Below are 26,151 nucleotides of genomic sequence, written 5' to 3'. Positions count from 1 at the left end.
CTTCAGATCGGCAGGTCGGCCAGCTTGCGCGGCGCCACCAGCCGCCAGCTGTTGCGCAGCCGCTCGTCCACCAGCTCCCAGTCGATATCGCCGCCGTCCAGCCGGATCGCCACCCAGCCCGAAGGGCCGAAATAGGCCGGGCGGTAATAGAGATCGGGGTCGGCATCGATCAGCATCGCCTGCTCGTCCGCGCCGCTGGTCTTGACGATCAGCGCGATCTCGCCGTCGCCATGATGGTCCTGCGTGAAATAGCCGAACATCTTGCCGCCCTCGATGCGGAACGCCGGCATGCCGTGCGAGAGCGTTTCCTCGGAGGCGGGGAGGGCGAGCGCGTGCTTGCGCACCAGCCCCAGCAGATAATCGGGGTTGCGCTCTCGCGTCACCAGTTCGGCGAGCACGCGCGGATAGAGCTGGTGTTCGGCGATCAGGGTGCGCGCCGCCAAAGTCGCCGCGGTGTCGCCCGGCACGATCGCCACCCGCGTCTGGCCCAGCACCGGCCCGTCGTCGAGTTCGGCGGTCACGAGATGCACCGAGCAGCCAGCAACCGTGTCCCCCGCATCCAGCGCGCGCTGGTGGGTGTCGAGTCCCTTGTAGCGCGGCAGCAGCGAGGGGTGGATGTTGATCATCCGCCCGGCCCAGCCGTTGACGAAGCCCTCGGACAGCAACCGCATATAGCCCGCCAGCGCGACATGGCTGACCTCCGCCGCGCGCAACCGCACGTCGACGATCGCGTCGAACTCGGCCCGCTTCAGCCCCTTGTGACTCTGCGCGAAGGTCGGCACGCCCTCCGCCGCCGCGAGCGCGAGGCCCGGCGCGTCGGGATCGTTGGCGATGACGATCGCGATCTCATAGGGGCAGTCCGCCGCGCGCGATGCGTAGAGCAATGCCGCCATGTTGGAGCCGCGCCCCGAGATCAGCACGCCGACCCGTGCGCGCGGCCGCGGTTCAGCCATTGTGCGTCGCGGTCCAGGCGTCGCGCGCGCTCCAGGCCTCGCCCGAACCCTGCACCGTGCAGCCGCGCGTACCGGCCTCGATCGCGCCGATGCGGAACACCGTCTCGCCCGAGCCTTCCAGCGCCGCGACGACATCGTCGACACGCATGGGGTTCACCACCAGCACCATGCCGATGCCGCAGTTGAAGGTGCGGGCCATCTCTCCGGGCTCGATATTGCCCTGTGCCTGCAGGAACGCCATCAGCCGGGGCTGCGGCCATGCATCGGCGTCGATGCGCGCATGGAGGTTCTCCGGCAGCACGCGCGGCACATTCTCCAGCAGCCCGCCGCCGGTGATGTGCGCCAGCGCGCGCACCATGCCCGCGCGCACCAGCGGCAGCAGCGACTTCACGTAGATGCGCGTCGGCGCCATCAGCGCGTCGATCAACCGCACGTCCTGGTCGAACAGCGCCGGGCGTTCCAGCTTCCAGCCCTTGTCGGCGGCGAGCCGGCGGACGAGCGAGAAGCCGTTCGAATGCACGCCGGAGGAAGCGAGTCCGAGCAGGATATCGCCTTCGGCCACGGCCGATCCGGTCAGCACGCGATGGCGCTCGACCGCGCCGACGCAAAAGCCGGCAAGGTCATAGTCGCCATCGGCGTACATGCCGGGCATCTCGGCGGTCTCGCCGCCGATCAGCGCACAGCCCGCGATGCGGCAGCCTTCGGCAATGCTGGCGATCACCCGCTCGGCGACGCCGGATTCCAGCTTGCCGGTGGCATAATAGTCGAGGAAGAAAAGCGGCTCGGCGCCCTGCACGATCAGGTCGTTGGCACACATCGCGACGAGATCGATGCCGACCCCGTCATGCGCGCCATGGTCGATCGCCAGCTTCAGCTTGGTGCCGACGCCGTCATTGGCCGCGACCAGCAGCGGATCGTCATAGCCCGCCGCCTTGAGATCGAAGAAACCGCCAAACCCGCCCAGCTCGGCATCGGCACCGGGCCGGCGCGTCGCCTTGGCGAGCGGCGCGATCGCCTTCACCAGGGCATTGCCGGCGGCGATCGAGACGCCCGCACGGGCATAGGTATAGGGCGAGGCTGCGTCATTCTGTTGGTCGCTCATGTCGCGGCCCTAGAGCGGATCGCGGCAAAACGGAACCGCTGTTGAAGGCAAATGCGGGACGGGTGCCGCCTATCGTCCGCGGCGACGGTGACACCGATCGCTTCAGGTCAGAACGTCTCGCTCGTCGGCCCGGCGATCATCCGATCGGGCATCCAGAGATTGCCCAGGCTCCGCAGCCGCCGCACGCCCTGGGTGGAAACCGCCTTCGCGCCCTCGGGCACGGTGACGCGGAACAGATCGACATCGTCGACATCGTCCAGCCGAAGCGCAGGGCGCGGATCGGGTTTGGCGACCGCGATCTCGACATTGCTCAACTCGACATTGCGCGCGTGGCGGATGAAGAAGCCCGTCGCCGGAAGGTCGCCGAACATCGGCGCCTCTGGATAGCCGAGTTCGTTCTCGGGCGGCCGCAGGCTCGCCATCGCCGCCGGCGCACCGCCGGCATGGTGGAGGAACATGTCGCTGATCTTCAGATCCTCGATCGGATGGCCGGGCAGGCCGGCGATCACGGACGGTAACTGGTTGGCGTTGGAACTCGTCACGTTCTGGATCAGGATGCGCCGCATCGTGCCGATCGCGCGCCCCTCCGGCCCGCGCATCCGCCGGCCGAGGCGCAGGAAGATCGGCGCGTTGACGATGCCGCGCATCGTCAGGTTGCTGACCGTCACATCCTCGACGATCGCGCCGTCGACGGTCTGGAAGGCAAGACCGCGGCTGTCCTCGAAAATGCAGTTGGTGATCGTGATGTTGCGGAAGCCGCCATTGGATTCGGTACCGAACTTGATGCGGCCGTGGATCGTCGGCGCGAATTCAGCCGGCATCTTCTTCCACGTGCCGTCCAGCACCGATCCGACCTGATAATTGCCGGTGACGAAGCAATTGCTGATCGTCACATGCTCGGTGATCTGCGGATAGCCCAGCGCATAGCTGCTCTTGGGGCAGATCGCATCGTCATAGGGCGAGTTGACGGTGCAGTTGCTGACGCGGACGTTGCGGCAGCAATCGATGTCGAAGCCGTCGCGGTTGGTGTCGCACAGCACATTGTCGATGGTGAGGTTGTCGACGCCGGTCGCCAGCAGCGCGAACCAGCCGCCCTCGAGGATGCGGATGTCGCGCAAGGTGACGTTGCGGCACAGCTTGAGCGCGATCGCCTTGTTGCCGGTGCCCGGACCGTTGGGATCCTTCAGCCAATTGTCCTTGCCGTCGCCGCGGCCCAGGCCCTTGCCCCAGATCAGCCCGGCGCCCTCGATGGTGATGTCGTGCAGCCCCTCGCCCCAGATCAGGCTGTTGCGCCAATGGCTGTGGCCGAAATCCTGGAACATGTCCCACGGGTTGGGCTCGGCGACGTCATAGCCGGTCTCGCCGACGGGTGGGGCGGCGAGGATCGTTGCGCCATTGTCGAGGTGCAGGGTCACCCGGCTCTTCAGCCGGATCGTGTAGCAGGCATAGGTGCCCGCCGGGAAATAGACGGTGCCGCCGCCCTTGGCGGCGACATGATCGATCGCGCGGTTGATCGCGGGGGTGTCGATCGTGCCGCCGTCCCCCTTGGCACCGAAACGGCGCACATCCACCCAGCCTTCGGTGGGCAGGGCAGCGCGCCCGGCGGCAAAGGCAGGGAAGGGGAGGGCGCCCATCGCGCCGATGCCGGCCGCGCCGGCGGAGAGTAGCAGTGTCCGTCGATCAAACATTCCGATCGGCCCTTTCGCGAAAAAAACGGGGCCGCACGACATGTGCGGCCCCAGGGGAGGGATCAGAATTTGAATGAGGCGCCAAGGAAGAACTCGGTGCCGATGACGTCATAGGTGGCGGAGAAGGTGTTGGCGTTCGGCCCCTGCGTGGTGATCGGCGGGTTGTTGTTGAACACGTTGTTCGCGCCGCCGAAGAACTGGATGTTCTCGTTCACGTCGTAATTGAACGACAGATCGATATAGTTCTGTGCCGCGAGGCGCGGATAGACGATCGAGTCCAGCGCTGGCGTCGCCGCCGATCCCTGACGCAGCGGCACCAGATAGCGGTCGGTCGTCACCGGCCCCAGATAGCGGTGGCGCACAGACAGGCTGAGATCCTCGACTTCCCAGGTGATGCGCGAAGTGCCCCGCCAGCGCGGTAGCGGCTGGCCGCAGGTCGGCCCGAACGATCCGACGCACTTGTTCTTGATGTTCGGGAAGGCCGCGACCGGCGTCGAGGTGAACTCGTTCAGCCACGTCCAGTTGGTCTGGAAGGTCAGGTTGCTGGCGCTGCCCAGGCCAGGAAAGCCGAAATCGAGGTCGAGGCGATAGCGCGCCGCGATGTCGATGCCCGAGGTCTTGAGCATGCCGGTGTTGGCGTTGCGGATCTGCGCGACGAATGGGTCGGTGATGCCGCCGCTATTCGGGTTACGGCGTATCGCCTGGCAGAACTCGCTGTTCGCGTCCTGCAGGACCACATAGCAGAGGTTGAGCGTGTTCTGCAGGCCGCCGCCCAGTGAGGCGACTGCGCCTTCGAGGCCGATGTTGAAGTAGTCGACGCTGATGAACAGGCGGCGGTCGAAGCGCGGCGTCAGCACGACACCCAGCGTGTAGGTGTCGGATTTCTCCTCACCCAGATTCGGATTGCCGCCGAAATCTGCCGGCATGATGGGTTCAGGCTGAACATCTCGCGTAAAGACCGCTGCGTTCGGTACTCCCGTCGCGACGCAAACCGCGCGCACGGCCGGCGTTTGTTGGGATGCCGGGCCGCGATCCGAGCACGGGTCGGTGGCGACGCCGACCACGCGTGTGATGCCGCCGAACAACTCGTTTACGTTCGGTGCGCGGATCGCCCGCTGATACTGCCCGCGGATGGTGATGTCAGGGCTGATCTTCCAGTCGAGGCCGCCGAGATAGGTCCACACGCCGCCAACGCCCGACAGGCTATAGTCGGAGTAGCGGAAGGCGGCGTTGGCGGTCAGGCTGTCGATGAAGCGGATGTCGCTGAGCAGCGGGATGCGGACCTCGCCGAACACTTCCTTCACCGAGGTCGAACCCTGCGTCGGCAGGCCGGGGTTGAAGCCGGCGACGTCACCCGATGCCAGGAAGGAATCGGGGCTGAACTCGGCGCTGGTCTTGCGCCATTCGACACCGGTCGAGAAGCCGACAGGTCCGGCGGGCAGATTAAACAAGGTGCCGGTAACACTGGCCTGTGCCACCTGCTGCGTCGCGACCGTGGTGTTGGTGGCGTTGATCGCGATCGCCGAGGCGCAGGCGTCGTCGATGTTCTGGCCGAAAATGTTGCACACCGGTGCCGCGCCGCCGACCGACAGCAGGGACGCCTGCAGCCTGCTGCGCGAGATGGCGTTGCTCAGCTTCAGCGTGTTCTCGCTGCGGGCATAGGTGTAATAGACGTCGAACTTCAGGTCGCTCAGCGCGTTCTCCGAAAGGCTGCCGATGTCGCCGCGCAGGCCCCAGGCGCCGCGGAACACGTTGCGGCGCTCGCTGGCCATTCGTGCGCCGACTTCTGCGTACCGACGGCCGGCGGTGAGCACCGCAAGACCGTCCCCGCGCGTCGTCGTGCGGCTGGAGGTGCCGGCGGCAACGGTGATCGGATCAATTTCGGCGAGGTCGAGTTGGCGTAGCACTTCCTGCAGCTGCGGCGTCAGATAAGGGTTGTTGACGTCGAATAGCGTCGGCGCGCCGACATTCGTCGGCGCCAGCCGGGCGTTCACCACATTATTGCTGTAGTGCAGCTCCATGTAGCCGGTGATCGAGTCCGTGAAGTCGTAATGACCGAAGGAGTTGATCATCCAGCGTTCCTGCGGCTGGATCAGATAATTGTCCGGCCCCAGGTTGAAGTCGTCCTGCGGACTGATCTGCGGCCGCGCGGCCGTGCCGGCGTCGTTGAACGTGAAGCCGCGTCCGCCAACCTGACCAAGCCCCGCCGCCGCGTAAGCCGATTGCAGCGCCGGGTTGGCCGCAGCGAAGGTCGGGATGCCTGAGAAACGGCCGTTGGGAATGTCGCCGCTGCCGCCGGCGACGAAGCCCAACTCGCCACCGCCGGCCACGCAGCCCATCCCCGCCGGCGGCGTGAAGGGCGTGCCTGCGGTGTTGGGGCTGCTGGTGCCGCGTACGACGCAGCCGTCGTTCAGCGACAGGAACGCGAAGCTGCCGCGTTCGCCGCGCGTGATCGAGTTGCGCTTAAGATAATTGCCCGAAACGACCAGATTGCCGCGGCCTTCGGCAAAATTGCCGCCGAGGGTCAGGTCGAAGGTGTAGACCGGGGTGCCCGTCGGCCGGTCGAGATTGAGCTGCGCACGGCCTTCGACGCCCTCGAAGTCGTCACGCATGATGAAGTTGACGACGCCGGTGATCGCGTCAGAGCCATAGACCGCGGACGAACCGCCGGTGACCACCTCGACCCGCTTCACCAGCGAGGATGGAATGGTGTTGAGGTCGGTGACCTGTTCGGGGCCGTAGATCGCGTAGCGGCGGCCATTGACCAGTACCAGGTTGCGCGTCGCGCCGAAGCCGCGGAGGTTGACGTCGGCAAAGCCGCCCGGAACCGTGTTGGAGGTGGCGCTGCCGAACTGCGAACCGATCGCCTGCGGAATCTGCGCCAGCGTCTTTTCGATGTTCACATTGCCCGAAAGCTTGATCTCTTCCTGGCCGACGACATTGACCGGCGTTGACGCGTCGGTCTCCGGGCGTGCGATACGCGAGCCGGTAACGATGATGTCGGCATCGGTATCGGCGCCGTCCGCGGCGGGCAGAGGGGCTTCCGGCGACAGCCCGTCCGCCGTCTGGGCCACCGCAGGCACAGCACAAGCACAAAGCACAAAGCACAAGTGCAATGATCGCGCTACCATTACTCCGCGTAGATTTAAGTTGATATGTGTTGATCATGTCATCCCCTCTCTGTCGGTCCCTCGTCCCCACAACGGGGTTCTTTTTCTACAAGAGTGAAAAACGTGAAAGCGCACTGATTGCGCTACCATTTTCGATGTTTCTCACTTCTTGGGATTCTGTTTTGCTTAATGGGAGCGCGTTGTCAATCCCGCCAGCGATGGCAAATTGCGGGCGGCGGGGCAAAATCGCCGCACCACCTGTTATAAACTCTTGAAAAAACCGTATATATTTTGGCGGCGATCCGCGCGATCGGCCGATCCGCATGCATCGCCAGAAATGATGCTGCTTTGCAACCTGACCTATGGTGGCACGTCGCTGGCTGGTTGCGCGTGGATCTCAGTCCTCGCTTAGACTACGGGTGAAATCGAGATGTTACCGTCGTACGCGTGTCTTTCTTTCGATCTGATCGTCAAAATCATATGATCGATCAACATTCAGATTGAGAGTCGCCGATGACGTGGAGCAACAGCCAAGACGATCTTTGGTTCATAAGTTACGGCGCCGACGACGACGTCGAGATCTATTTCTCCGAAATCGTCGAGAGGGACGATGGCTTTGGCGGCTTCAACGTCGAGTTCAAGGTCCGCGCGACTGGCAACCGGCCACTGAACAACCCGTCAGCGTCGTATCACGTCCATTTCAACGGGTCGTCCGCCGGGGAGCGTAACCAGCTTTCGGCAACCGTAACGACGATCAAGTATAAGGGCGGGGCCGGCCCGACCTCGGACCGCAACATCTGGAAGCCGGCCGACCGGGCAACGCGGCGGACCGCGCGATTCCGCGACTTGCTTCAGGAGGTGCCGCTCGCGACCTGGCCCCGGCATCGTCGGCTGATCGAGCGATTGAGCGCGGCCTGGAACCTCTACCGGGGAATCTAGCAAGGATCAGCCGAAGCCGAACAACATGGTTCCAGAAATCAAGGCAGCGCCGGCGATCACCGCACCGGAAAGCCAGCGTACGGCGCGCGTCAGATCGCGCGTGGCGGCCGCTGTATCGGCGGGCGCCGGTGCAGGCTCTGTCAGTCGCGCGGTGGCGGCCCGGATCAGGCGGGGGAGGTTATCGCTGGTCGTCGACAGGTCGAGCAGCAGCGCCGCGATCCGGTCCCGCACCGCATCGGGGGTGTAGCGCGCGGCCATCACCCGGCCCAAAGCGCGCTGGGTGGCGGCGCTGAGGTCGAAGGTCGGATCGATGCGCTGCATCACCCCGTCGATCGTGATCATCGCCTTGAAGATCAGGATCAGGTCCGCAGGCAGGATCAGCCCGCGGTCGCGGATCAGCGCCATCATGTCTTCCACCACGCGCGCCAGCACCAGCGGCCCCTGGCCATTGCGCTGCACGAGCCGGTCTGCGGCCTCGGCCAGTACATTGCGGTCGGCACCGGTGCCCTCGGTCCATGCCGCCAGCACATCCGCCAGCCGCGCCGGATCGCCGCCGCTCAGCGACTGGACGAACCCCATCATCTCCTCGCGCCGCCGGGGGGAGACATGGCCGACCATCCCGAAATCGAGCATCGCGATGCGGTCCCCGGGCTGGCACAGCAGGTTGCCGGGGTGGGGGTCGCCGTGAAACAGTCCGTCGATCAGCACCATGTCGAGCACGGTGTCCGCGCCCAGCGCGGCGATCGCGCTTGGCGAGATGCCGGCGCCCTCGAGTCGCGCCGCGTCGGTGGGTGGCACGCCTTCCACAAAGTCCATCGCCAGCAGATCCTCGCGCGTCCACTGCCAGTGGATCGCGGGGATGGTGATGCCGGGGCGGTCGCGGAAATTGGCGGCGAAGCGCTCGACGTTGAGCGCTTCGTTGGTGAAGTCGAGTTCGGCGAGCACCGCTTCGGCCAGCAAGCGCACCATCTCGCGCGGGCGATAGCGCTGCACCATCGGATTGGCTTCCGCCACCTTGGCGAACTGCGCGATCAGCCGCAGGTCCGCCTCCATCAGCGCGCGGATACCCGGCCGGCGCAGCTTGAGCACGATCTCGCGGCCGTCTTCGGTCGTCGCACGATGGACCTGCGCAATCGATGCCGCCGCCAGCGGCCTGGTATCGAACCGCGCGAAGATCGTCTCGGGCGGCCCGCCGAGCGCTGCCTCGACATCGCCGCGCAACGTCTCGAAATCCAGCGTCGGCGCGGTGCTGTGGAGCTTTTCGAGTTCGACGATCCATTCGGGTTCGAGCAGATCCGATCGCGTGGCGAGGATCTGCCCCAGCTTGACGAAGGTCGGCCCCAGTTCCTCGATCGCCTGCCGCACGCGCTCGGGCGTCGGCGCCGTCGCCCCGTCATGTCCAGGCAGGCCCAGCCGGGCGCCGAGCGCGCCGAGGCCGAAGCGGGTGACGACGCCGCCGATCTCGGCCAGGCGCTTGCGGTCGCGCGCGGCGACCATCGCGGTCTCGATCATGGGGTTGAGATAGGGGCGGTTTCCGGTGCGACAAGCGCGATCACTGCCGCCCGTTCCGGTTCGTCGACGAACCCCAGCAACAGGCCGGCCGCAGCGGCCTGTGCCTTGCGCATCAGCCCGTCGTCGTCGATTTCTCCCGCGGTCCAGAACGACAGCGCGCCGCGGAAAGCGATCGCCAGCAGATCGGGCAGTACCGACAGGCCGAGCGCGCGCCGGTCTGGCGCCAGTCCGGATCCATCTCCGAGCGCCGCCGCCCAGTAGGCGGATGAGCGCCGGTGCGCGTCGCCGGCGTCGATGCAGGGGGCGCCGATCGCGCCCATCACCGCACGGTTGACCGCAGTCGCCTCGGTCATGACCGCAACCGCAATGCGCACCGCCGCCGGCACGCGCTGCGCTGCGGACGCGGGAAGGGCGGTCCCGGCGAGCCGCTCGTGCATCGTCGCGGTCCGCCTTGCGGAGAGCGCCCGCATGATCGCCAGCTTGGTGCCGAACTGGTTGAAGGGCGTCGCGAAGCTGACGCTTGCAGTCGCGGCGAGATCCCGCATCGAGAATTCGGCCTTGCCTTCGCCGAGGAGGGTCTCGGCGGCGGCGAGCACCCGATCGCGCGTCGGCAGCTTCGGGTCGGTCTTGTTATCGGCCATGGCTGAATTATATCATGATATAATCAACGTGCAACCGTCGGAGCAGATCGTGGCAAGCAGCAAGATTTTCCTCGTTACAGGCATCAGTTCCGGGCTCGGCCACGCGTTCGCGGCGGGTGCGCTCGCCGCCGGGCATAGCGTATTCGGCACGGTGCGGCGGGCGGAGGATGCGCAGGCGTTCGAAGCGCTGGCGCCGGGGCGTGCGCACGCGCTGGTGCTGGACGTCACCGACTATGCCGCCATTCCTGCCGCGGTCGCGCGGGCGGGGGCGGTTGACGTGCTCGTCAACAACGCCGGCTATGGTCATGAAGGCGTGCTGGAGGAATCGTCGATCGACGATCTTCAGCGCCAGTTCGCCGCCAATGTCTTCGGGCCGGTTGCGATGATGAAGGCGGTGCTGCCCGGGATGCGCGCACGCCGCAGGGGGCATATCGTCAACGTCACTTCGATGGGCGGCTTCATCACGATGCCGGGCATTTCCTTCTATTGCGGCAGCAAGTTCGCGCTTGAGGGCATTTCGGAATCGCTCGGCAAGGAGGTCGCCGGCCTCGGCATCCGCGTCACCAGCCTCGCGCCCGGGCAGTTCCGCACCGATTGGGCGGGCCGCTCGATGGATCGCACGCCGCGCTCGATCCCCGACTATGACGCGGTCATGGATCCGATCCGCGCCGCGCGGCAGGCAAAGAGCGGCAACCAGCCCGGCGATCCCGCGAAAGCCGCGCAGGCGCTGCTCGAACTGGTCGAGGCTGCCGACCCGCCGACCCGCCTGTTTCTCGGCGAGGATGCGCTCGCGCTGGTCGAACGGAAGCTCGATGCGATGCGCGCCGAAATAGCGACGTGGGATGCGCTGTCGCGCTCGACCGCCTTCAGTGCGTGATCGTGCGCACGAAGCGGACGAGCGTGGCGCTGCGATTGGTATAGACGCGCTCTTCGTCGAGGCCCTGCGCGTGGAAATGGCCGCCGAGGATGTCGCGGCGGCCGCCCGCGGTCTCGATCGTCAACTGGCCCTCCAGTACATAGACGATCTCGTGCCAGCCCGGAGCGGCGGTGCCGGTATAGCTGTCGCCCGGGGCGAGCGCCCAGGTCCAGAGTTCGGCCTCACGCTCGGCCGGCACCGAAGCCAGCAGCACCGCCTTGCTCTGCGGCGATTCCCCCTGCCAGGCGACCGCGTCGACCGTCGCGGGGTCGCTTCGCTCGGCGCGGACGAGATCGGCGAAGCGCACGCCCAGCGCCTCGGCAAGCCGGTCGAGCGTGGTGATGCTGGCATTGGCATCGCCGCCCTCGATCGCAGCGATCATGCGGCGGCTGACGCCCGAGGCGACGGCGAGCGCCCCCTGGCTCATCTCGCGGGATTGACGATAGCGCCGGAGATTGCCGGCAAGGTGGGCGAGCAGCGCTGAGGACGCTTGACTGTGCAATATATTGCTCATAGGGCGATGTGCAGTATGTTGCACAATGCTGGGTGATGCAAGCGATGTCCGGGGTTCAGATGGGCAAAAGGTCGATGATCGGGTTGGAAGGCGTGGCCGGCCCGGTCGCGCTGACCATCCTCGCGATGATCTCGATCCAGACCGGTGCGAGCATCGCCAAGCAGCTCTTCCCGATCGTCGGTGCGTCGGGCGCGACCGCGATGCGGCTCGCCTTCGCGGCCGTCATCCTGGTGCTTGCCACGCGGCCCTGGCGCGGCGGGCTGGGCTGGGCGGATTGGAAGCGCGCCTTGCCCTATGGCCTCGTGCTCGGCGCGATGAACCTCACTTTCTATAACGCGCTCAAGACCTTGCCGATCGGGATTGCCGTCGCGCTCGAATTCACCGGGCCGCTGGCGGTTGCGCTGTTCGCTTCGCGCCGCGCGCTCGATTTCGCCTGGATCGCGCTCGCGGCGGCCGGGCTGGTCGTGCTGCTGCCGATCACCGGTGCCGGGGGCCATGTCGATCCATGGGGTGCGATGTTCGCGCTGGCGGCCGGGCTGTTCTGGGCGCTCTACATCGTCTTCGGACAGAAGGCGGGCAAGGACGGTGCAGTCCGCACCGTGACGCTGGGCACCGTGATCGCGGCGGTGCTGGTCGCGCCGGTGGGCATCGCCTCGGCCGGCGCCGCGATGCTGACGCCGGCGGCGATCCCGCTCGCGCTCGGCGTGGCGATCCTCTCCACCGCTCTGCCCTATGTGCTGGAGATGCTGGCGATGACGCGGCTGCCGGCCAAGACCTTCGGCACCTTGATGAGCCTCGAACCGGCGATCGGCGCGCTTTCCGGCCTGCTGCTGCTCGGCGAGACGCTGGGCCTGCTGCAATGGGGGGCGATCGGCGCGATCGTCGCCGCCTCGCTCGGCGCGGCGCTGGGCGCCGCGCGGCCGGTGGCGCCCGCCGACCCCGCTTGACGCGGCGCGCCGGCCCCATCAAGGGCGGCGCGAGAGGAACCTCATGGCAAGCATCGCAGCAGCGCCTCAACCGGCATCCAATCGTCGCATCCTGCTGGCGAGCCTCGTCGGCACGTCGGTCGAGTTCTACGATTTCTATATCTATGCGACGGCGGCGGCGCTGGTGTTCGGCCCGCTCTTCTTCCCGTCCAAGGATCCCGGGCTCGAACTGCTGCTGTCCTATGCCAGCCTCGGCACCGCCTTCGTCGCGCGGCCGCTGGGGGCCTGGGCGTTCGGCCATTTCGGCGATCGCATCGGCCGCAAGTCCACGCTCGTTGCCTCGCTGATGCTGATGGGCGGATCGACGCTCGCCATCGCCTTCCTGCCCACCTTCCAGTCGATCGGCTGGTGGGCGCCGATCCTGCTCAACCTGCTGCGCTTCGGCCAGGGCTTCGGGCTTGGCGGCGAATGGGGCGGGGCGGCATTGCTCGCGGTCGAAAATGCGCCGCCGGGCTGGCGCGGCCGCTTCGGCATGGTGCCGCAGCTTGGCGCACCGGTGGGATTCATCGCCGCCAATGGCCTGTTCATGCTGCTCGGGCTGTGGCTGACCGAGGCGCAGTTCATGGCGTGGGGCTGGCGGCTGCCCTTCCTCGCCAGCATCCTGCTGGTGGGGCTCGGCCTGTGGGTGCGGCTCAAGATCAGCGAGACGCCCGCTTTCTCGAAGGTGCTGGAAGAAGGGCCGCCGCCCGCGGTACCGATCGGCGAACTGATGCGCGACCATTGGCGCGTCACGATCGGCGGAACCTTTGGCGCGGTCGCCTGCTTCGCGGTCTACTATATCGCCACCGCCTTTGCCCTCGGCTACGGCACGAAAACCCTTAAAATTCCCCTCGAAACCTTCCTCGGGCTTCAACTCGGGGCGATTTTGTTCATGGCGGTGGGCATCGTCCTTTCCGGCCATGCGTCGGACCGGATCGGCCCGCGCCGCGTGCTGACCTATGGCTGCTGCGGCGCGATCGTCGCCGGCTTCCTGCTGCTGCCGACCCTGGGCTCGGGCGCGCTCGGTCTGACCTTCGCAGGGCTTGCGTTCGCGCTGTTCGTGATGGGTTTCGTCTATGGCCCGCTCGGCGCCTGGCTGCCCGGCCTGTTCCCGGCGCGGGTGCGCTACACCGGCGTCTCGCTGGCGTTCAACATCGCCGGGATCATCGGCGGCGGCCTCACCCCGGTCGTCGCGCAGGCGCTGGCGGGCAAGGGGTTGGCGCTCGTCGGCCTCTACCTTGCCGCCATGTCCACGCTCAGCCTCGTCGCGCTGCTGGCGCTGCGGCGAACCGACCTCGGCGAATGACCGTCAGCGGGTGATCGCGATGCCGAAGCGCAGCCGCGTCATCCGCCGGTCATAGTCGATCAGGCTTTCGCCATAGCCGGTGAAGTTCTGCACGAAGAGGTAGAATTCCGGGCCGCCGCCGAAGATCTCCGACAGCGGATAGGAAAGCTCGGTCTCCAGCGCGCCGCGGCCATTGGAGATATTGTAGCGGCCATGCGTCGCCAGCTTCAGCCCGTCATCCTTGCCGATCTGGAAATCCAGCCCGGTCACGCCGCGATAGGCGCGGATGTCCGGATTGCCCGCCTTGCCGCCGAACAGGAAGGTGAGCCGCGGCGCCGCGGTGACGCTGTAGCCATTGCCGAGGTTCCACATCGCGGTGGGCGCGACATAGACGCTGTTGAGGCTGCGCGAGAAACCGCCCGATCGGCCGTTGGATTCGTGCAGCACGCCCAGTTGCAGCCCGGCCGCGCCGTTCGATCCGAGCGCCATCGCGGGCGTGCGGAAGAACAGCTCGGGCATATAGTTGGAATCACGGAAATCGGCGTCGGATTCGAGGTTCCACAGGATCTTCTGGGTGAAGCCCAGATAGAGTCCGTCGGACCAGGCCGGGAAATCGGGATCCTTCCGGGTGCGACCGAGCACCTGATATTTGAAGCTCAGCTGCACCCGCAGTTCGCTGTCCTCGGCGGTGCCATAGGCGACATACATCGGCTGATAGGCCGAGATGTTGCCGAAGAAGCGGTTGAACCGCTCCTCGACCGCCGATTGCGCGGTGCCATCGGCGGCGGCCAGCGGCGTGCCGTCGCGCGCCGCCAGCGCGGCGCTGCGCACCGGTTCGGGCGCGGTGCCGGCGGGACGGGCAGGCAGCGGCGCAGCGAGGGCGACCGTCTGCGTCGACCATTCGGGGATGCTGACCAGCGCCGCGCCGGTCAGCCCGGCAGGCGGCGTGAAGCGATAGGTGGCGCGCGCGAAGCCGTTGGGCGCGATCGTCACGCTGTCCGGCGCGTCCGGCGCGTCCGGCGCGCGGTCGAGCCACACCGGCGTGCCGCCGATGCTGGCCTGCACGCGCGGCGGCAGCATCGCCTGCTCCTCGCCGGCGCCGTCGTTGAGCAGCAGCACCTCGACGGTCGCGGTATCGCTGCCCTCGGGCCGCTCGGCCTCGCCGATAACGAAGCGGGGTGCTGCCAGCGCCGCCTGGGGTGCGAGCGCGACCGCCAGCGCGAGCGGCACAAGGCGGCGTGCGGTGTGCGCCATGCGGCTCACCGGATTTCCAGATGGGTGGAGGTGTAGGGCACCTGGATGTAGTTCAGCACTTCGTTCGCGGCGCGGCCCACCCAGCCGCGCGGCTTCTTGCGGCCGAAGATCAGCTGGTTGACGTTGAGGCCGATGCCGATGAACGGTCGCTGGATGCGCTCGTCGCCGCGCTGTTCCTCCCGCAGCGTGAAGCCGGTCGCGCGATAGCCTGCGTGCAGTTCGACGAAGCGCAGCGGCGTATTCTCCAGCGCCTCGAATCCCGACAGCTTGAGCGCCACGATATACTGCATCTGGCGGTAATGCTCGGTGCCCGAGAAGGTGTAGATATCGTCGTTGGGGGTCAGCAGCAGGCGGAAGTCCAGCTTCTTCTCCAGCCCCGGCACGCTGTTGCGCAGCACCGAGAAGCCGGCACCCGCCGCGTTCATCGCGACGTCCTGGAACGAGAAGCCGCTGGTGTCCTTATGCGCGTCCCACAATTCGCTGTAGAGCATGAGCCCCATCGAGACCGCGGCGGCGGGCAGCGCGGCGTTGCTGGCGCCGCTCTTGTGGCGGATGCGCGCCTCGATCACGTCGGTCAGCCAATAGGTGTTCCAGGCGTGGGCAAGCTTGTCCATGCCGAGGTTGACGGTGTTGTCGCCGAACCAGCCCTCATCCTTGAAGCGAAAGCTGTGGCCGCCATCCTTGTTGACCTTGACGATGTTGGTCGCGGTCATCCACGCGACCGCGGCGCCGACCTCCCACTTGATCGCGCCGACCTGCCGGCCGAACGACAGCCGCTGGCCCTCCGGATCGCCGTCCGGCGTGGCGGCCAGCGCGGGGCCGACCGCAGGTGCCGCCTCCGGCGCATCCTGCAACGCAGCGAAGTGCGGCAGCGCGGGCGCGTCGAAGGGGGAGGCCGCCTCAGGCATCGCGGCGGGGGCAAAAGCGGTCGCCGATGGCGCCGCAAGGTCGAAATCGAAGCTGGCCGGGGGCTCGACGGTCAGGATGTCGGGCGCGATCGTCTCGGCGAAAGCGGGGGCGGTGAACGCCGGCATCGCTGTGCCTGCCAGCAAGGCGAAACGACGAACCCATGCCGAAAACGCTACGCGACCTGTCATACTCTTGTCCCCGTTATCCGGCATTTACCGTAGCATCCCACTGAACTGTCATGTCAATTGCCGATGCGGCACATCCGACGTGACGATGCCGCGACGCGGAATCCGCAGTCACCCGATCGGGGAGCGCGGTACTTCTTCAGGTGGGGGTCTGGACGTCGTCCCACGCGGCGTCGTGATAGCGGACGAGCCAGTTGAATGCGTGGTGCCGCTCGGCGATCACGCCCGGGACCAGTCCGGGAATGTCGGTTTCCTTCTGGCGCGCGTCGACCAGCGACCAGTGCAGCCGGAACGTCAGGTCGAGCGCGTCGAGGATCTCGGCCGGATCGCGCAGTTTCGCATCCGTCGCGAGCGCCGCGCCGCGTTGCACCATCAGCCCGGCGACATGGGGAACGTCGCAAATGCCCGACAACGCGGGCAGCGCGTCGATCTCGCCCAGCGCCCAGAGCAGCGCGGTCAGCGCCTCGTAGCGCCACAGCGCATTGGCGACCGCTTGTCCCTCCGGCGCGTCGTCGAACAGGAACGCGCGCTCGCCGGGGCTGAGCGCCGACTCCGCGAGCGGAATGCGTCCGAGGATCAACGCGGGCGGCAGCGGATCGCCCTCGTTCTGCCCTTCCGCACGCACCGCGACCGCCATCAGCGCGGAGGCGCGTGCGGCGACCTCGGCGGCCGGGCGGAACACCACCTCGCCGGCGCCGATCACCGGCGGCAGGCTGTCGGGAGAGCGCAGCCCGAACTGCGCCTTGGCCGACGCACGGCTGCGCTGGCGGCGCGCCTCGGCGTCGGCGGGGTAGGGCAGGCGGCCATCCTCATCGCCGCCGGCGGGATCGAACAGGGTGCGCAAATCGGGATCGCGTACCGTGCCGTCGGCGAGGAACAGGATGGCGTTGGTCCGGCGCGCCCAACCCGCCAGCGCAGGCACCGCCGTCACGTCGATCTCGAACGAGAAATGGCGCTGCGTGCGCAGCGCGTGGTTGAGCAGCGCCCATTCGCTCTGCCGCGGCTGGCGCTGCGCCGGGTTGAAGACATAGCCCCCGAAGCCCTGCAGATGCGGCAGGAGTTCGGGATCGCTGCGGTCGCGCATGCCGAACGGACGGTGCGGAAAGTCGGGCGGCGGCGCATCCGCCACCGTCGCATAGGCGTTGATCGGCCCGGCGGGCAGGCGCTCCGCCAAGGCCAGGTCGGTGTGGGACGTGCTGCTGTCCTGATTGGGAGATGCGTTACCGAACAAGGACTTGAACAGGCCCATCCTGATGGCTCCATCGCTGCGCCCGCCTTGGGCTGATGCATCCGGATGGGGCGCGCCCCTTCCATGCGCCATCGCCGAGCGGCGAATGGCGCCGCCCGCGCGTCAGGCGGAGCGGTGGAGCAGGGTCAGCTTGGCCTTGCCGTGGACGCGCTCGGCGTCGACCGTCCAGCCGCCCGCCGCGACATCCTCGTCACGCGCGGTTTCCACGCTCGCCCAGGCGGCGTCGGCCGCCCAGCCCAGCCGCGTCAGCCGCTCGATCAGCGCACCGGCGCCGCCGGTGCCATAAGGCGGGTCGAACAGCAGCAGGTCATAGGGCTGCTGCGCCGGCGCGAGCGCCGCCACCGACTGGTGGCGGACATCGCCTTCGGCGCCGAGCGCGCGGATGTTGGTGCGCAACGCGTCGATCGCCGCGCGGTCCTGCTCGACGAATGTGCAATATGCTGCACCACGCGACAGCGCCTCCAGCCCGAGCGCGCCGGTGCCGGCGAACAGGTCCGCGACGCGCAGATCCTCGAAGCTGCCGAGCCGGCTCGCGAGCATCGAGAACAGCGCCTCGCGCGTGCGATCGGCGGTGGGGCGGGTGGCAGCACCCTTGGGCGCTGCGAGCGGACGACCGCGCCAGCGGCCGGCAACGATCCTCATGCGCGGCTCACTTCAGCGTTTTGCGGAAGGTGACGAGGTCATGCTGGCGGATCTCGTCGACCGCGCCGACGGGCATGTCGGCCAGCTCGAACGGTCCATAGGCGGTGCGGATCAGGCGGCTGACCTTGAGCCCGAGATGCTCCAGCACGCGGCGGACCTCGCGATTTTTGCCCTCGGTCAGCTTCATCTCGACCCAGACATTGGCGCCGGTGCGGCGCTCGAGATTGGCGTCGATCGAGCCGTAACGCACGCCTTCGATCTCGACGCCTTCGATCAGATCCTCGAGCTGTTCCTGGCTCACCTGGCCATAGGCGCGGGCGCGGTACGTGCGGGTGACGCCGGTTTTCGGGAGTTCGAGCTGGCGTTTGAGTTCGCCATCGGTGGTGAGCAGCAGCAGACCTTCGGTATTGAGGTCGAGCCGGCCGACCGGCATCACCCGCGGCAGATCGCCGGGCAGGCGGTCGTAGATGGTCGGGCGGCCCTTGGGGTCGCGTTCGGTGGTGAGCAGGCCGGAGGGCTTGTGATAGCGGAACAGCCGGGCAGGCGCGGCGGCCTGCACCGCATTGCCATCGACGGTGACGCCGTGGAGCGAGACCAGCAGGGTGGCCGGCGTATCGAGAACCGTGCCGTTGAGCGCGATCCGCCCTTCCGCGATCATCCGCTCGATCTCGCGGCGTGAGGCGACGCCCGCGCGGGCAAGCAGCTTGGCGATGCGCTGCGGCTCACGACTCGATTTGACCGGGCGTTTGGCAGCGGCGGGACGGGATTCGGGCAGGGTAGGCTCCTCGGAGGACAATCATCTGTGGTTTCCGCCCGGCGATTTTTGCAGCGGTCGCGGCGGCGGCGCGTTACAGGATCCAAACCAGTGTCGCGAAACGCGACCCATAAGCGCAAAGGGAGCGGCGCGGCAATGCTGTTCGGTCGGAAGACGCGTGTGTTGAGGCGGATCCTGATTGTGGAGGATGAGCCACTGATAGCGTTCGATACCGAGCATTTCCTGCGCGACCACGACTTCGAGATCGTCGGCACGGTCGATCGGGTCGGGTCCGCGGTGGCCCTGCTCGGCGAATCGCTGCTCGACCTGATCCTGTCCGATATCAATCTGAGCGACGGCAGCGGCGTGGATGTGGCGCGCGCCGCGTTCGATCGCGGCGTGCCGGTGCTGTTCGTCAGCGGCCAGTGCCCGCTGGAGGCGCGCCAGCTTGCCGTCGGCTGCCTCGCCAAACCCTATCCCCAACGCGATCTGCTGCAGGCGATCGACGCGGTCGAGGCGCTGCAGGCGGGGCGCCCGCTGCGACGATTGCCGAACGGATTGAGCCTGTACGACCCTGTTTGACGCCGGCGGGGTGAAACCCTTCGGCTGAGCGATACGAATATGAAAAAAGACGCTCAGGGAGAATGAGGATGCGGAGCTTCATGGTCGGCGCGGTCGGCGTCGGAATGGCAGTGGGCGGGTTGATGGCGGCCGGTCCGGAAGGTGCGGGCAAACCGCCCGCAGCGCCGAGGATTGCCGCGAAGGATGCCGCGCTTCGTCCCGCCGCAGCGGCGCCGCCGGTGGTCGTCGAACTGTTCACCAGCCAGGGCTGTTCGTCCTGCCCGCCCGCCGACGCGCTGCTGGCGGCGCTGGCGCGCGAGCCGGGCGTCGTCGCGATCACCAGGCCGGTAACCTATTGGGACCGGCTGGGCTGGAAGGACACGCTGGCGCGCGAGGAGAACACGACGCTCCAGCGTGCCTATGCCGCGCGCGGTGGCACGGGCGCCGGCGTCTATACGCCACAGGCGGTGGTGCAGGGCGGGGCGGCGATGGTGGGATCGCGCGGCCAGCAGTTGCGCCAGACGATCGCTGCGGCGCGCCGCGTGCCGCAGCCCGCGATCGCCGCGAGCCGAACCGGCGTGGTCGTCGACGGCAGTACCGCCCGGCCCGTCTCGGTGCGCCTGCTGGCGCTGACAGAAGCGGCGGATGTCGCGATCGGCACGGGCGAGAATGGCGGGCGGCGCGTGCGCTACACCAATGTCGTGCGCGGGGAGAAGGTGCTGGGCGAATGGCGCGGCGGCAAGGTGCGCTTCGCGCTGCCCGCCCGCGCTCTGGCGGTACCGGGTGCGGACCGCTATGCGGTGATTCTGCGCGAGGGCGCGGCGGGGCCGATCCTTGGCGGGCGTTTCCTGTAGCGACCGGGCCGGCCGGGAACGCCCGGCGCGGTCACGCGTCCTGCCTGGACTGAGCGGAGCATGTCATGGCCATCATCGTCCACCATCTCGAAAATTCGCGGTCGCAGCGCATCCTGTGGATGCTCGAGGAACTCGGCCTCGATTATGAGGTCCGCCGCTATGCGCGGAACCCGCGGACGATGCTCGCCCCGCCCGAACTGAAACGCGTCCACCCGCTCGGCAAATCGCCGGTGATCGAGGAGGACGGCGCGGTGATCGCAGAGACCGGCGCGATCGTCGAATATCTCGTCGAGCGCGCGGACGGGCGACTGGGCCCGCCGGGGCATCGCCCCTCGGTGCTGCGCTACCGGCATTTCCTCCATTATGCGGAAGGATCGATGATGCCGCCGCTGCTCGCGCTGCTGATCGTCGGCCGGCTCGGGCTGCTGGGCAGGCCGGCACGCAAGCCGGTGCAGGGGATGCTCGACGTCCACCTCGACTGGCTGGAGACCGAGCTTGCCGAGCGCGACTGGTTCGTCGGCGACTGCTTCACCGCCGCGGACGTGATGATGAGCTTTCCGCTCGAGGCGAGCGTGCAGCGCGGCGGGCTGGACGCTTCCCGCCCGCACCTGATGGGCTGGCTGAACCGCATCCACGCCCGCCCGGCCTATGCCCGCGCGCTGGAGCGCGGCGGGCCCTATGCCTTCGCCTGAGGGGGTAGCGTGTTAGGCTGCCGGATGTGGCGCGGTGGTCGAGGCGGGCGCGTTAGCCCTCTCCCGCACTTGGCGCTATCGTGCGCATACATTGTGCCTGGATCGAGAGAGGCTGCCGCCGCGCCCCCTCGCCCCTACGGGGAGAGGGGGAGTCGCGCTCCGCGTAAAGGTTCGGAGCGCTCAGCACCACTGCTCGGTTGGCCTTTTTCAGAGCAAGCCCGTCTGCCCTTTACGCTTGGCGCGACTGCCCCTCTCCCTGGTCCGCTACGCGGACCTGTCCCTCTCCCCATAGGGGCGAGGGCAAGACGCGACCGCAAACGAGATGTGTGCATGCGATAGCGCGAAGTGCGGGAGAGGGCTTCAATGACCCTCGGTGCGCGACGTCGGTGCGTGCGGCGGTTCGATTTCCGCGGGTTCGAGCGGGTCGAGGCGGCCTTCCCACTTCGCCACCACCGCGCTCGCCACCGCGTTGCCGACGACGTTGGTGGCCGAGCGCCCCATGTCGAGGAAGTGGTCGACCGCGAGGATCAGCAGCAGGCCGGCCTCGGGGATCTTGAAGAAGGACAGGGTGGCCGCGATCACCACCAGGCTCGCGCGCGGCACCCCGGCGACTCCCTTGGACGTCACCATCAGCACGAGCAGCATCACGATTTCCTGGCCGATGGTCAGGTCTATGCCATAGGCCTGCGCGATGAAGATCGTCGCGAAGGTCATGTAGATCATCGAGCCGTCGAGGTTGAACGAATAGCCCAGCGGCAGCACGAAGCTGGCGATGCGGCGCGGAACGCCGAAGCGGTCGAGCGCTTCCAGCGTCCGGGGGTAGGCGGCCTCGGACGAGGCGGTGGAGAAAGCGAGCAGGATCGGTTCGCGGATGTAGCGGATCAGCAGCCCCGTGCGCTTGCCGACGATGAGGAAGCAGACGCCCAGCAGCAGCGCCCACAGCAGCATCATGCCGATGTAGAAGCTGCCCATGAAATAGGCGAGGTTGCCGATGATGCCGGGGCCGCGCTCAGCCAATGTCCCCGCCACCGCCGCGAACACCGCGAAGGGGGCGAACCGCATCACATAGTCGGTGATCTGCAGCATCACCGCGACCAGCGCCTCGATCGCACGGACCAGCGGCTGCGCCTTTTCGCCGACCGCGGTGATCGCGACGCCGACGAACAGCGAGAAGACGACGATCTGGAGGATCTCGTTGTCCGCCATCGCCTCGAACATCGAGGCGGGGACGACGTGGCTGATGAAGACCTTGAGGCTGAACCCGGCCTTTTCCACGCCGCTCGCCGCCTCGACCGGCGGCACGGGAAAATCGAGCCCGACGCCGGGCTGCAACAGGTTGACGAGGATCAGGCCGAGCGTGAGCGAGACGAGGCTGGCGCAGATGAACCAGCCGACCGCGCGCGATCCGATCCGCCCCAGCGCCGCGGTATCCCCCATGTGCGCGATGCCGGCGACGAGGGTGGAGAAGACGAGGGGCGCGATGATCATCTTGATCAGCCGCAGGAACAAGGTGGTGACGATCGAGAAATAGCCGGCGATTTCGGTCAGCCGCGCATCCGCCGCGGTGCTGCCGTCGTCGATGCCCGCATTGATCGCCCAGCCGGTGATCAGGCCCAGCACGAGCGCGATCAGGATGAACAGGGTCAGGCGTTTCGCCACTGGCGCTTTCCTCGGATATTGGCTCGACGCCAAGGGAAAGAGGATTGCGGGCGCCGGGTCAAGCTGCGGCTCGGCTTGACAGGCGCCGCCTGCTGCCGGACGTCTGCGACATGCCGATCCTCCCTCCGCCCAGCCGCCGCGCTTTCCTGACAGGCGCGCTCGCCGCCGGTGCCGTCGCCGCGCTGCCCGCGCGCGGCGGGGCCGAACCCGGGGCGCTCGCGCCGATCACCGGCAAGGCCGTGCCGATCACGCCGGCCGAGCGCGCGCGCCGCCTCGCCCGCGCGCAGGTGCTGATGGCCGAGAACGGCATCGGCGCGGTGCTGATCGAGCCCGGCGCATCGCTGACCTATTTCACCGGCGTGCGCTGGTGGCGTTCCGAACGGCTGACCGCGGCGATCCTGCCGGCGGAGGGCGAGCCGCTGATCGTCACGCCCTTTTTCGAGGAGCCTTCGGTTCGCGAAAGCCTGGCGATCCCAGCGGAGATCCGCACCTGGCAGGAGGATGAGAGCCCGTTCGTGCCGATCGCCGACTGGATGCGCGCGCGCGGCCTGCAACAGAAATCGCTGGGCATCGAGGAGACCGTCCGCCAGTTCGCGATCGCAGGGCTGAGCAGCGCGCTGCCGGGCATCACCACCGTCTCCGCCAACCCCGTCGTGCGCGGCTGCCGGATGATCAAGTCGCCGGCGGAAATCGCGCTGATGCAGCTTGCCGCCGACGTCACGCTCGCGGCCTATGCCCACACCTATCCGCGCATCGAGGCAGGGATGACCCCCGCCGATATCGGCGCGCTGATGGACGCGGCGACGCGCGCGCTGGGCGCGGAGCCCGAATTCTCGCTGGTGCTGCTGGGCGAGGCGAGCGCCTATCCGCATGGCAGCGGCAAGCCGCAGCAGGTGCGCGAGGGCGAGGTGGTGCTTATGGACTGCGGCTGCACGGTCGAGGGCTATCAATCGGACATTTCGCGCAGCTTCGTGTACGGCACGCCGACCGCCGAGCAGCGCCGCGTGTTCGATCAGGTGCGCCAGGGCCAGCAGATCGCGTTCGAGACGATGAAGCTCGGCGCTTCGGCGGGCAGCGTCGACGATGCGGTGCGCCGGCATTATGAGACGATCGGCTACGGCCCGCGTTATCGCCTGCCGGGCCTGTCGCATCGCACCGGCCACGGCATCGGGCTGGACGGGCATGAGCCGGTCAATTTCGTGCATGGCGAGGCGACGCCGCTGGCGGCGGGCATGTGCTTTTCGAACGAGCCGGGGCTCTATCTGCCGGGCCGCTTCGGCATCCGGCTGGAGGATTGCGTGTATATGACGGCGCAGGGCCCGCGCTGGTTCAGCACGCCGCCGACGTCGATCGAGCAGCCGTTCGGGTAGGACGTGGCTGCTCAGGCTGCTCAATAGCCGAGCGCGAAATCCACCCGGTTCTTCAGCGGCTCGCCCGCGATCCAGCGCTGGAGGTTGGCGGCGAACAGCGGCGCCGCGCGTTCCCATTGGCCGGTCTGGGCGCGGCCCGACAAATGCATGGTGATGAGCGCATTGGGCGCGCGCCACAGCGGATCGGCTGCCGGCAGCGGTTCGGGATCGACGGTGTCGAGGAACGCGCCGGCCAGCTTGCCCGTGGCGAGGGCTTCGATCAAAGCGGGCTGATCGACCAGCGATCCGCGCGCGACGTTGACGAGGCGCGCGCCCGGCTTCATCGCGGCGAACTCCGCGGTGCCGATCATGTGGCGCGTGTCCGCAGTGCCCGGCGCCGCGAGCACCACCCAGTCGAATGCGCCGAGGCGCGGCCGCCACTCATCCGCGCCGATCGCACCATCACGGGCGGAGCGGCGGACGCCGGTGACGGTAGCGCCGAGCGCCGCGAGCATCGCGCCGATGCGGCGGCCGATCGATCCATAGCCGATCACCAGCACATGGCTGCCGGCGAGATTGACCGAGGGGATGGGCCTGGCCCATTCCTGCCGGTCGTGCGCGCGCACGACGTCGGGCAGATGCTTGGCGAGCGCGAACATGCCGGCGATGGCATATTCGGAAATGGCGACGTCATGCACGCCCGAGCCGTTGGTCAGCGCGATTCCACGGGCCTTGAACAGCTCGACCGGCAGCGCGTCGATGCCGGCGCGCCAGGTGTTGAGCCAGCGCATCCCGGTCGCCGCCGCGATCATCGCGCCCATGCCGTCGCCCGGGAACAGATCCAGCCAGCCGATCTCGGCGCCGGTCACCTTTTGCAGCGCATCGCCGGCACCGTCGATCCAGCGGACCTCGATGCCCTCGGGCAGCAGGGGTTCGAGGAAGGGGCGGGCGGCGCTGACCACCGCGAGGATGGGAAGCCCGGCCATCAGTCGATCCGGATCGCCCAGTCCCAGCCCAGCGGGTCGCCGTCCATGATCTCGATGCCTTGGGCCGAGAGTTCGTCGCGGATCGCGTCCGAGGTCGCGAAATCCTTGGCCGCGCGCGCCGCCTTGCGCTCGGCCATGCGCGCCTCGACCGCCGCGGCATCGAGCAGCGCGTCGGCGGGGCGCAGCCGCAGGTCGGCGCGGGTGAGCGTCGGCAGGTTGAGGCCGAGCGCCGCATCCATCCGCGCGATCAGCCCCAGCCGCAGCCCAGGCGCCAGTTTCTTGTCGGCAATCGCCTGATCGAGCACGGTCAGCGCCTTGGGCGTGTTGAGATCATCGGCAAGCGCCGCATCGAACGCGTCGAGCAGCGGATGCGCGTCCACCGCCTCGGGCTCGGCGCGGTCGCGGAGCTGGCTGACCGCGATCACCATTCGCCGCAGCCGGGTGAGCGCGGCGACCAGATTCTCGCCGCTGAATTCGAGTTCGGACCGGTAATGCGCCGACAGGCACATCAGCCGGTAGGCGAGCGGGTGGATGCCGCGGTCGACGATCGACGCAAGGATGGTGAAGCCGCCCTGCGACTTGGACATCTTGCCATTGCGCACGACGAGGAAATTGTTGTGCATCCACCAGTTGGCGCCGGTGCAGGGCGTGCCGCTGTGCGCCTGGTTCTGCGCGATCTCATTGGGATGATGGATCTCGCGATGATCGATGCCGCCGGTGTGGATGTCGAACTGGTCGCCCAGATATTTGCGGCTCATTACCGAGCATTCGAGGTGCCAGCCGGGCGCGCCCGGCCCCCAGGGCGAATCCCATTCCATCTGGCGCTGCTCGCCGGGTGTTGATTTGCGCCAGATCGCGAAATCCTGCGCATGGCGCTTGCCCGCGACGGCATCGATGCGGCCCTCGCCCTCATCGTCGACGCTGCGCGCGAGCCGGCCATAGTCGGGCACGGTTTCGACATCGAAATAGAGGCCGCTGTCGAGCTCATAGCAATGGCCCGGCGCGATCGTCTTCGCGAAGTCGATCATCTCGACGATATGGTCGGTCGCGACCGACCAGAGCCGCGGCTCGCGGATGTTGAGGTCGCGGATATTGGCCTTGAACGCCTCGGTATAGTGTGCGGCGATATCCCAGATGCTCTTCGCCTGCGCGCGCGCCGCCGCTTCCATCTTGTCGTCGCCGGCATCGGCGTCGGACGTCAGGTGGCCGACGTCGGTGATGTTGATGATATGGTCGACCGCGAAGCCCTTGAAGGCCAGCGTGCGGCTCAGCGTGTCGGTGAACACATAGGCGCGCAGATTGCCGAGATGGGCATAGTTGTAGACCGTGGGCCCGCATGAATAGATGCGGACCTTGCCGGGTTCGATCGGCACGAACGGCCGCAGTTCGCGCGTGTAGCTGTCGTAGAAGGTGAGGGGCGCACCCGTCATGG

23 protein-coding genes are annotated in these 26,151 nt (G+C 67.7%); 8 read left to right on the top strand and 15 right to left on the bottom strand.

Features of this window, described 5'->3' with window-relative positions; translation table 11 throughout:
* Window positions 1-2 precede the first annotated feature (2 nt).
* The 4 genes from purN to NX02_RS13590 form a co-directional block, all read right to left on the bottom strand.
* Entirely contained in the window at window positions 3-953 is a 951-nt protein-coding gene (purN, locus tag NX02_RS13605; protein ID WP_025292750.1) for a phosphoribosylglycinamide formyltransferase, read from the bottom strand.
* Complete coding sequence (purM, locus tag NX02_RS13600) at window positions 946-2,055, bottom strand: phosphoribosylformylglycinamidine cyclo-ligase (RefSeq protein ID WP_025292749.1); 1,110 nt, start codon at window positions 2,053-2,055, stop codon at window positions 946-948. Before purM ends, purN begins: the two co-directional genes overlap by 8 nt.
* A 107-nt stretch (window positions 2,056-2,162) precedes the next feature.
* Window positions 2,163-3,743 (bottom strand): rhamnogalacturonidase, encoded by a 1,581-nt coding sequence (locus NX02_RS13595; protein ID WP_025292748.1) that lies wholly within the window; start codon window positions 3,741-3,743, stop codon window positions 2,163-2,165.
* Window positions 3,744-3,805: 62 nt separating this feature from the next.
* Window positions 3,806-6,817: a TonB-dependent receptor domain-containing protein gene (locus NX02_RS13590; protein WP_245648844.1), complete on the bottom strand. Its 3,012-nt coding sequence runs from the start codon at window positions 6,815-6,817 to the stop codon at window positions 3,806-3,808.
* Window positions 6,818-7,366: 549 nt separating this feature from the next.
* Between NX02_RS13590 and NX02_RS13585 the strand changes: the two genes are divergently transcribed.
* Window positions 7,367-7,792 (top strand): hypothetical protein, encoded by a 426-nt coding sequence (locus tag NX02_RS13585; protein ID WP_025292746.1) that lies wholly within the window; start codon window positions 7,367-7,369, stop codon window positions 7,790-7,792.
* A gap of 6 nt (window positions 7,793-7,798) precedes the next feature.
* Here NX02_RS13585 and NX02_RS13580 read toward each other — a convergent pair whose 3' ends face one another.
* Window positions 7,799-9,304, bottom strand: a complete 1,506-nt coding sequence (locus NX02_RS13580) for an ABC1 kinase family protein (protein ID WP_025292745.1) — start codon at window positions 9,302-9,304, stop codon at window positions 7,799-7,801.
* The gene (locus tag NX02_RS13575) at window positions 9,301-9,945 is read right to left on the bottom strand and encodes a TetR/AcrR family transcriptional regulator (protein ID WP_025292744.1); all 645 of its coding nucleotides are present in this window, start codon (window positions 9,943-9,945) and stop codon (window positions 9,301-9,303) included. The genes NX02_RS13580 and NX02_RS13575 overlap by 4 nt, the downstream gene beginning before the upstream one ends.
* 49 nt (window positions 9,946-9,994) lie before the next feature.
* Between NX02_RS13575 and NX02_RS13570 the strand changes: the two genes are divergently transcribed.
* Complete coding sequence (locus NX02_RS13570; RefSeq protein WP_025292743.1) at window positions 9,995-10,822, top strand: oxidoreductase; 828 nt, start codon at window positions 9,995-9,997, stop codon at window positions 10,820-10,822.
* Here NX02_RS13570 and NX02_RS13565 read toward each other — a convergent pair.
* Window positions 10,812-11,363 (bottom strand): helix-turn-helix domain-containing protein, encoded by a 552-nt coding sequence (locus NX02_RS13565; protein WP_025292742.1) that lies wholly within the window; start codon window positions 11,361-11,363, stop codon window positions 10,812-10,814. The genes NX02_RS13570 and NX02_RS13565 overlap by 11 nt on opposite strands.
* Window positions 11,364-11,449: 86 nt before the next feature.
* Between NX02_RS13565 and NX02_RS13560 the strand changes: the two genes are divergently transcribed.
* Together NX02_RS13560 and NX02_RS13555 are read left to right on the top strand one after the other, a co-directional pair.
* The gene (locus NX02_RS13560; protein WP_039997530.1) at window positions 11,450-12,322 is read left to right on the top strand and encodes an EamA family transporter; all 873 of its coding nucleotides are present in this window, start codon (window positions 11,450-11,452) and stop codon (window positions 12,320-12,322) included.
* Window positions 12,323-12,365: 43 nt separating this feature from the next.
* Window positions 12,366-13,646, top strand: coding sequence for an MFS transporter (locus tag NX02_RS13555; protein ID WP_025292740.1), 1,281 nt, complete (start codon window positions 12,366-12,368; stop codon window positions 13,644-13,646).
* Between the two features lie 3 nt (window positions 13,647-13,649).
* Here NX02_RS13555 and NX02_RS13550 read toward each other — a convergent pair whose 3' ends face one another.
* The 5 genes from NX02_RS13550 to NX02_RS13530 all read right to left on the bottom strand — a co-directional run bounded on the left by NX02_RS13550 (window position 13,650) and on the right by NX02_RS13530 (window position 18,639).
* A complete protein-coding gene (locus tag NX02_RS13550; RefSeq protein WP_039997528.1) occupies window positions 13,650-14,879 on the bottom strand; it encodes a phospholipase A in 1,230 nt (409 codons plus the stop codon).
* 5 nt (window positions 14,880-14,884) lie between these two features.
* A complete protein-coding gene (locus tag NX02_RS13545; protein WP_025292738.1) occupies window positions 14,885-15,913 on the bottom strand; it encodes a YfiM family protein in 1,029 nt (342 codons plus the stop codon).
* A 199-nt stretch (window positions 15,914-16,112) separates the two neighbouring features.
* Window positions 16,113-17,222: a DUF4272 domain-containing protein gene (locus NX02_RS13540; RefSeq protein WP_053000640.1), complete on the bottom strand. Its 1,110-nt coding sequence runs from the start codon at window positions 17,220-17,222 to the stop codon at window positions 16,113-16,115.
* A 102-nt stretch (window positions 17,223-17,324) separates the two neighbouring features.
* Window positions 17,325-17,864 carry a 16S rRNA (guanine(966)-N(2))-methyltransferase RsmD gene (gene rsmD / locus NX02_RS13535; RefSeq protein ID WP_025292736.1) on the bottom strand — a complete coding sequence of 180 codons (540 nt, stop codon included), beginning with the start codon at window positions 17,862-17,864 and terminating at the stop codon, window positions 17,325-17,327.
* Window positions 17,865-17,871: 7 nt separating this feature from the next.
* Window positions 17,872-18,639 carry a pseudouridine synthase gene (locus NX02_RS13530; RefSeq protein ID WP_039997527.1) on the bottom strand — a complete coding sequence of 256 codons (768 nt, stop codon included), beginning with the start codon at window positions 18,637-18,639 and terminating at the stop codon, window positions 17,872-17,874.
* A 27-nt stretch (window positions 18,640-18,666) separates the two neighbouring features.
* Here NX02_RS13530 and NX02_RS13525 point away from each other — a divergent pair, with 27 nt between their 5' ends.
* The 3 genes from NX02_RS13525 to NX02_RS13515 all read left to right on the top strand — a co-directional run bounded on the left by NX02_RS13525 (window position 18,667) and on the right by NX02_RS13515 (window position 20,725).
* On the top strand, window positions 18,667-19,200 hold the full coding sequence (locus NX02_RS13525) for a response regulator (RefSeq protein WP_342671309.1): 534 nt from the start codon (window positions 18,667-18,669) through the stop codon (window positions 19,198-19,200).
* Between the two features lie 68 nt (window positions 19,201-19,268).
* Window positions 19,269-20,033 (top strand): DUF1223 domain-containing protein, encoded by a 765-nt coding sequence (locus NX02_RS13520; protein WP_025292733.1) that lies wholly within the window; start codon window positions 19,269-19,271, stop codon window positions 20,031-20,033.
* Between the two features lie 65 nt (window positions 20,034-20,098).
* Complete coding sequence (locus tag NX02_RS13515; protein ID WP_025292732.1) at window positions 20,099-20,725, top strand: glutathione S-transferase family protein; 627 nt, start codon at window positions 20,099-20,101, stop codon at window positions 20,723-20,725.
* Between the two features lie 360 nt (window positions 20,726-21,085).
* Here the strand turns inward: NX02_RS13515 and NX02_RS13510 are convergent, their stop codons facing one another.
* Window positions 21,086-22,384 (bottom strand): dicarboxylate/amino acid:cation symporter, encoded by a 1,299-nt coding sequence (locus NX02_RS13510; protein WP_025292731.1) that lies wholly within the window; start codon window positions 22,382-22,384, stop codon window positions 21,086-21,088.
* A gap of 110 nt (window positions 22,385-22,494) precedes the next feature.
* Between NX02_RS13510 and NX02_RS13505 the strand changes: the two genes are divergently transcribed.
* Window positions 22,495-23,754 (top strand): M24 family metallopeptidase, encoded by a 1,260-nt coding sequence (locus NX02_RS13505; protein ID WP_025292730.1) that lies wholly within the window; start codon window positions 22,495-22,497, stop codon window positions 23,752-23,754.
* Window positions 23,755-23,774: 20 nt separating this feature from the next.
* Here the strand turns inward: NX02_RS13505 and NX02_RS13500 are convergent, their stop codons facing one another.
* Both NX02_RS13500 and cysS read right to left on the bottom strand, forming a co-directional pair.
* The gene (locus NX02_RS13500; protein WP_039996581.1) at window positions 23,775-24,719 is read right to left on the bottom strand and encodes a D-2-hydroxyacid dehydrogenase; all 945 of its coding nucleotides are present in this window, start codon (window positions 24,717-24,719) and stop codon (window positions 23,775-23,777) included.
* Entirely contained in the window at window positions 24,719-26,149 is a 1,431-nt protein-coding gene (gene cysS / locus NX02_RS13495) for a cysteine--tRNA ligase (RefSeq protein ID WP_039996580.1), read from the bottom strand. The genes NX02_RS13500 and cysS overlap by 1 nt, the downstream gene beginning before the upstream one ends.
* Between the last annotated feature and the right edge of the window lie 2 nt (window positions 26,150-26,151).

The sequence above is a fragment of the Sphingomonas sanxanigenens DSM 19645 = NX02 genome (assembly GCF_000512205.2).
Classification (GTDB): domain Bacteria; phylum Pseudomonadota; class Alphaproteobacteria; order Sphingomonadales; family Sphingomonadaceae; genus Sphingomonas_D; species Sphingomonas_D sanxanigenens.
Note: the sequence above shows the minus strand (reverse complement) of the source record. Positions and strands in the feature narration are given on the sequence as shown.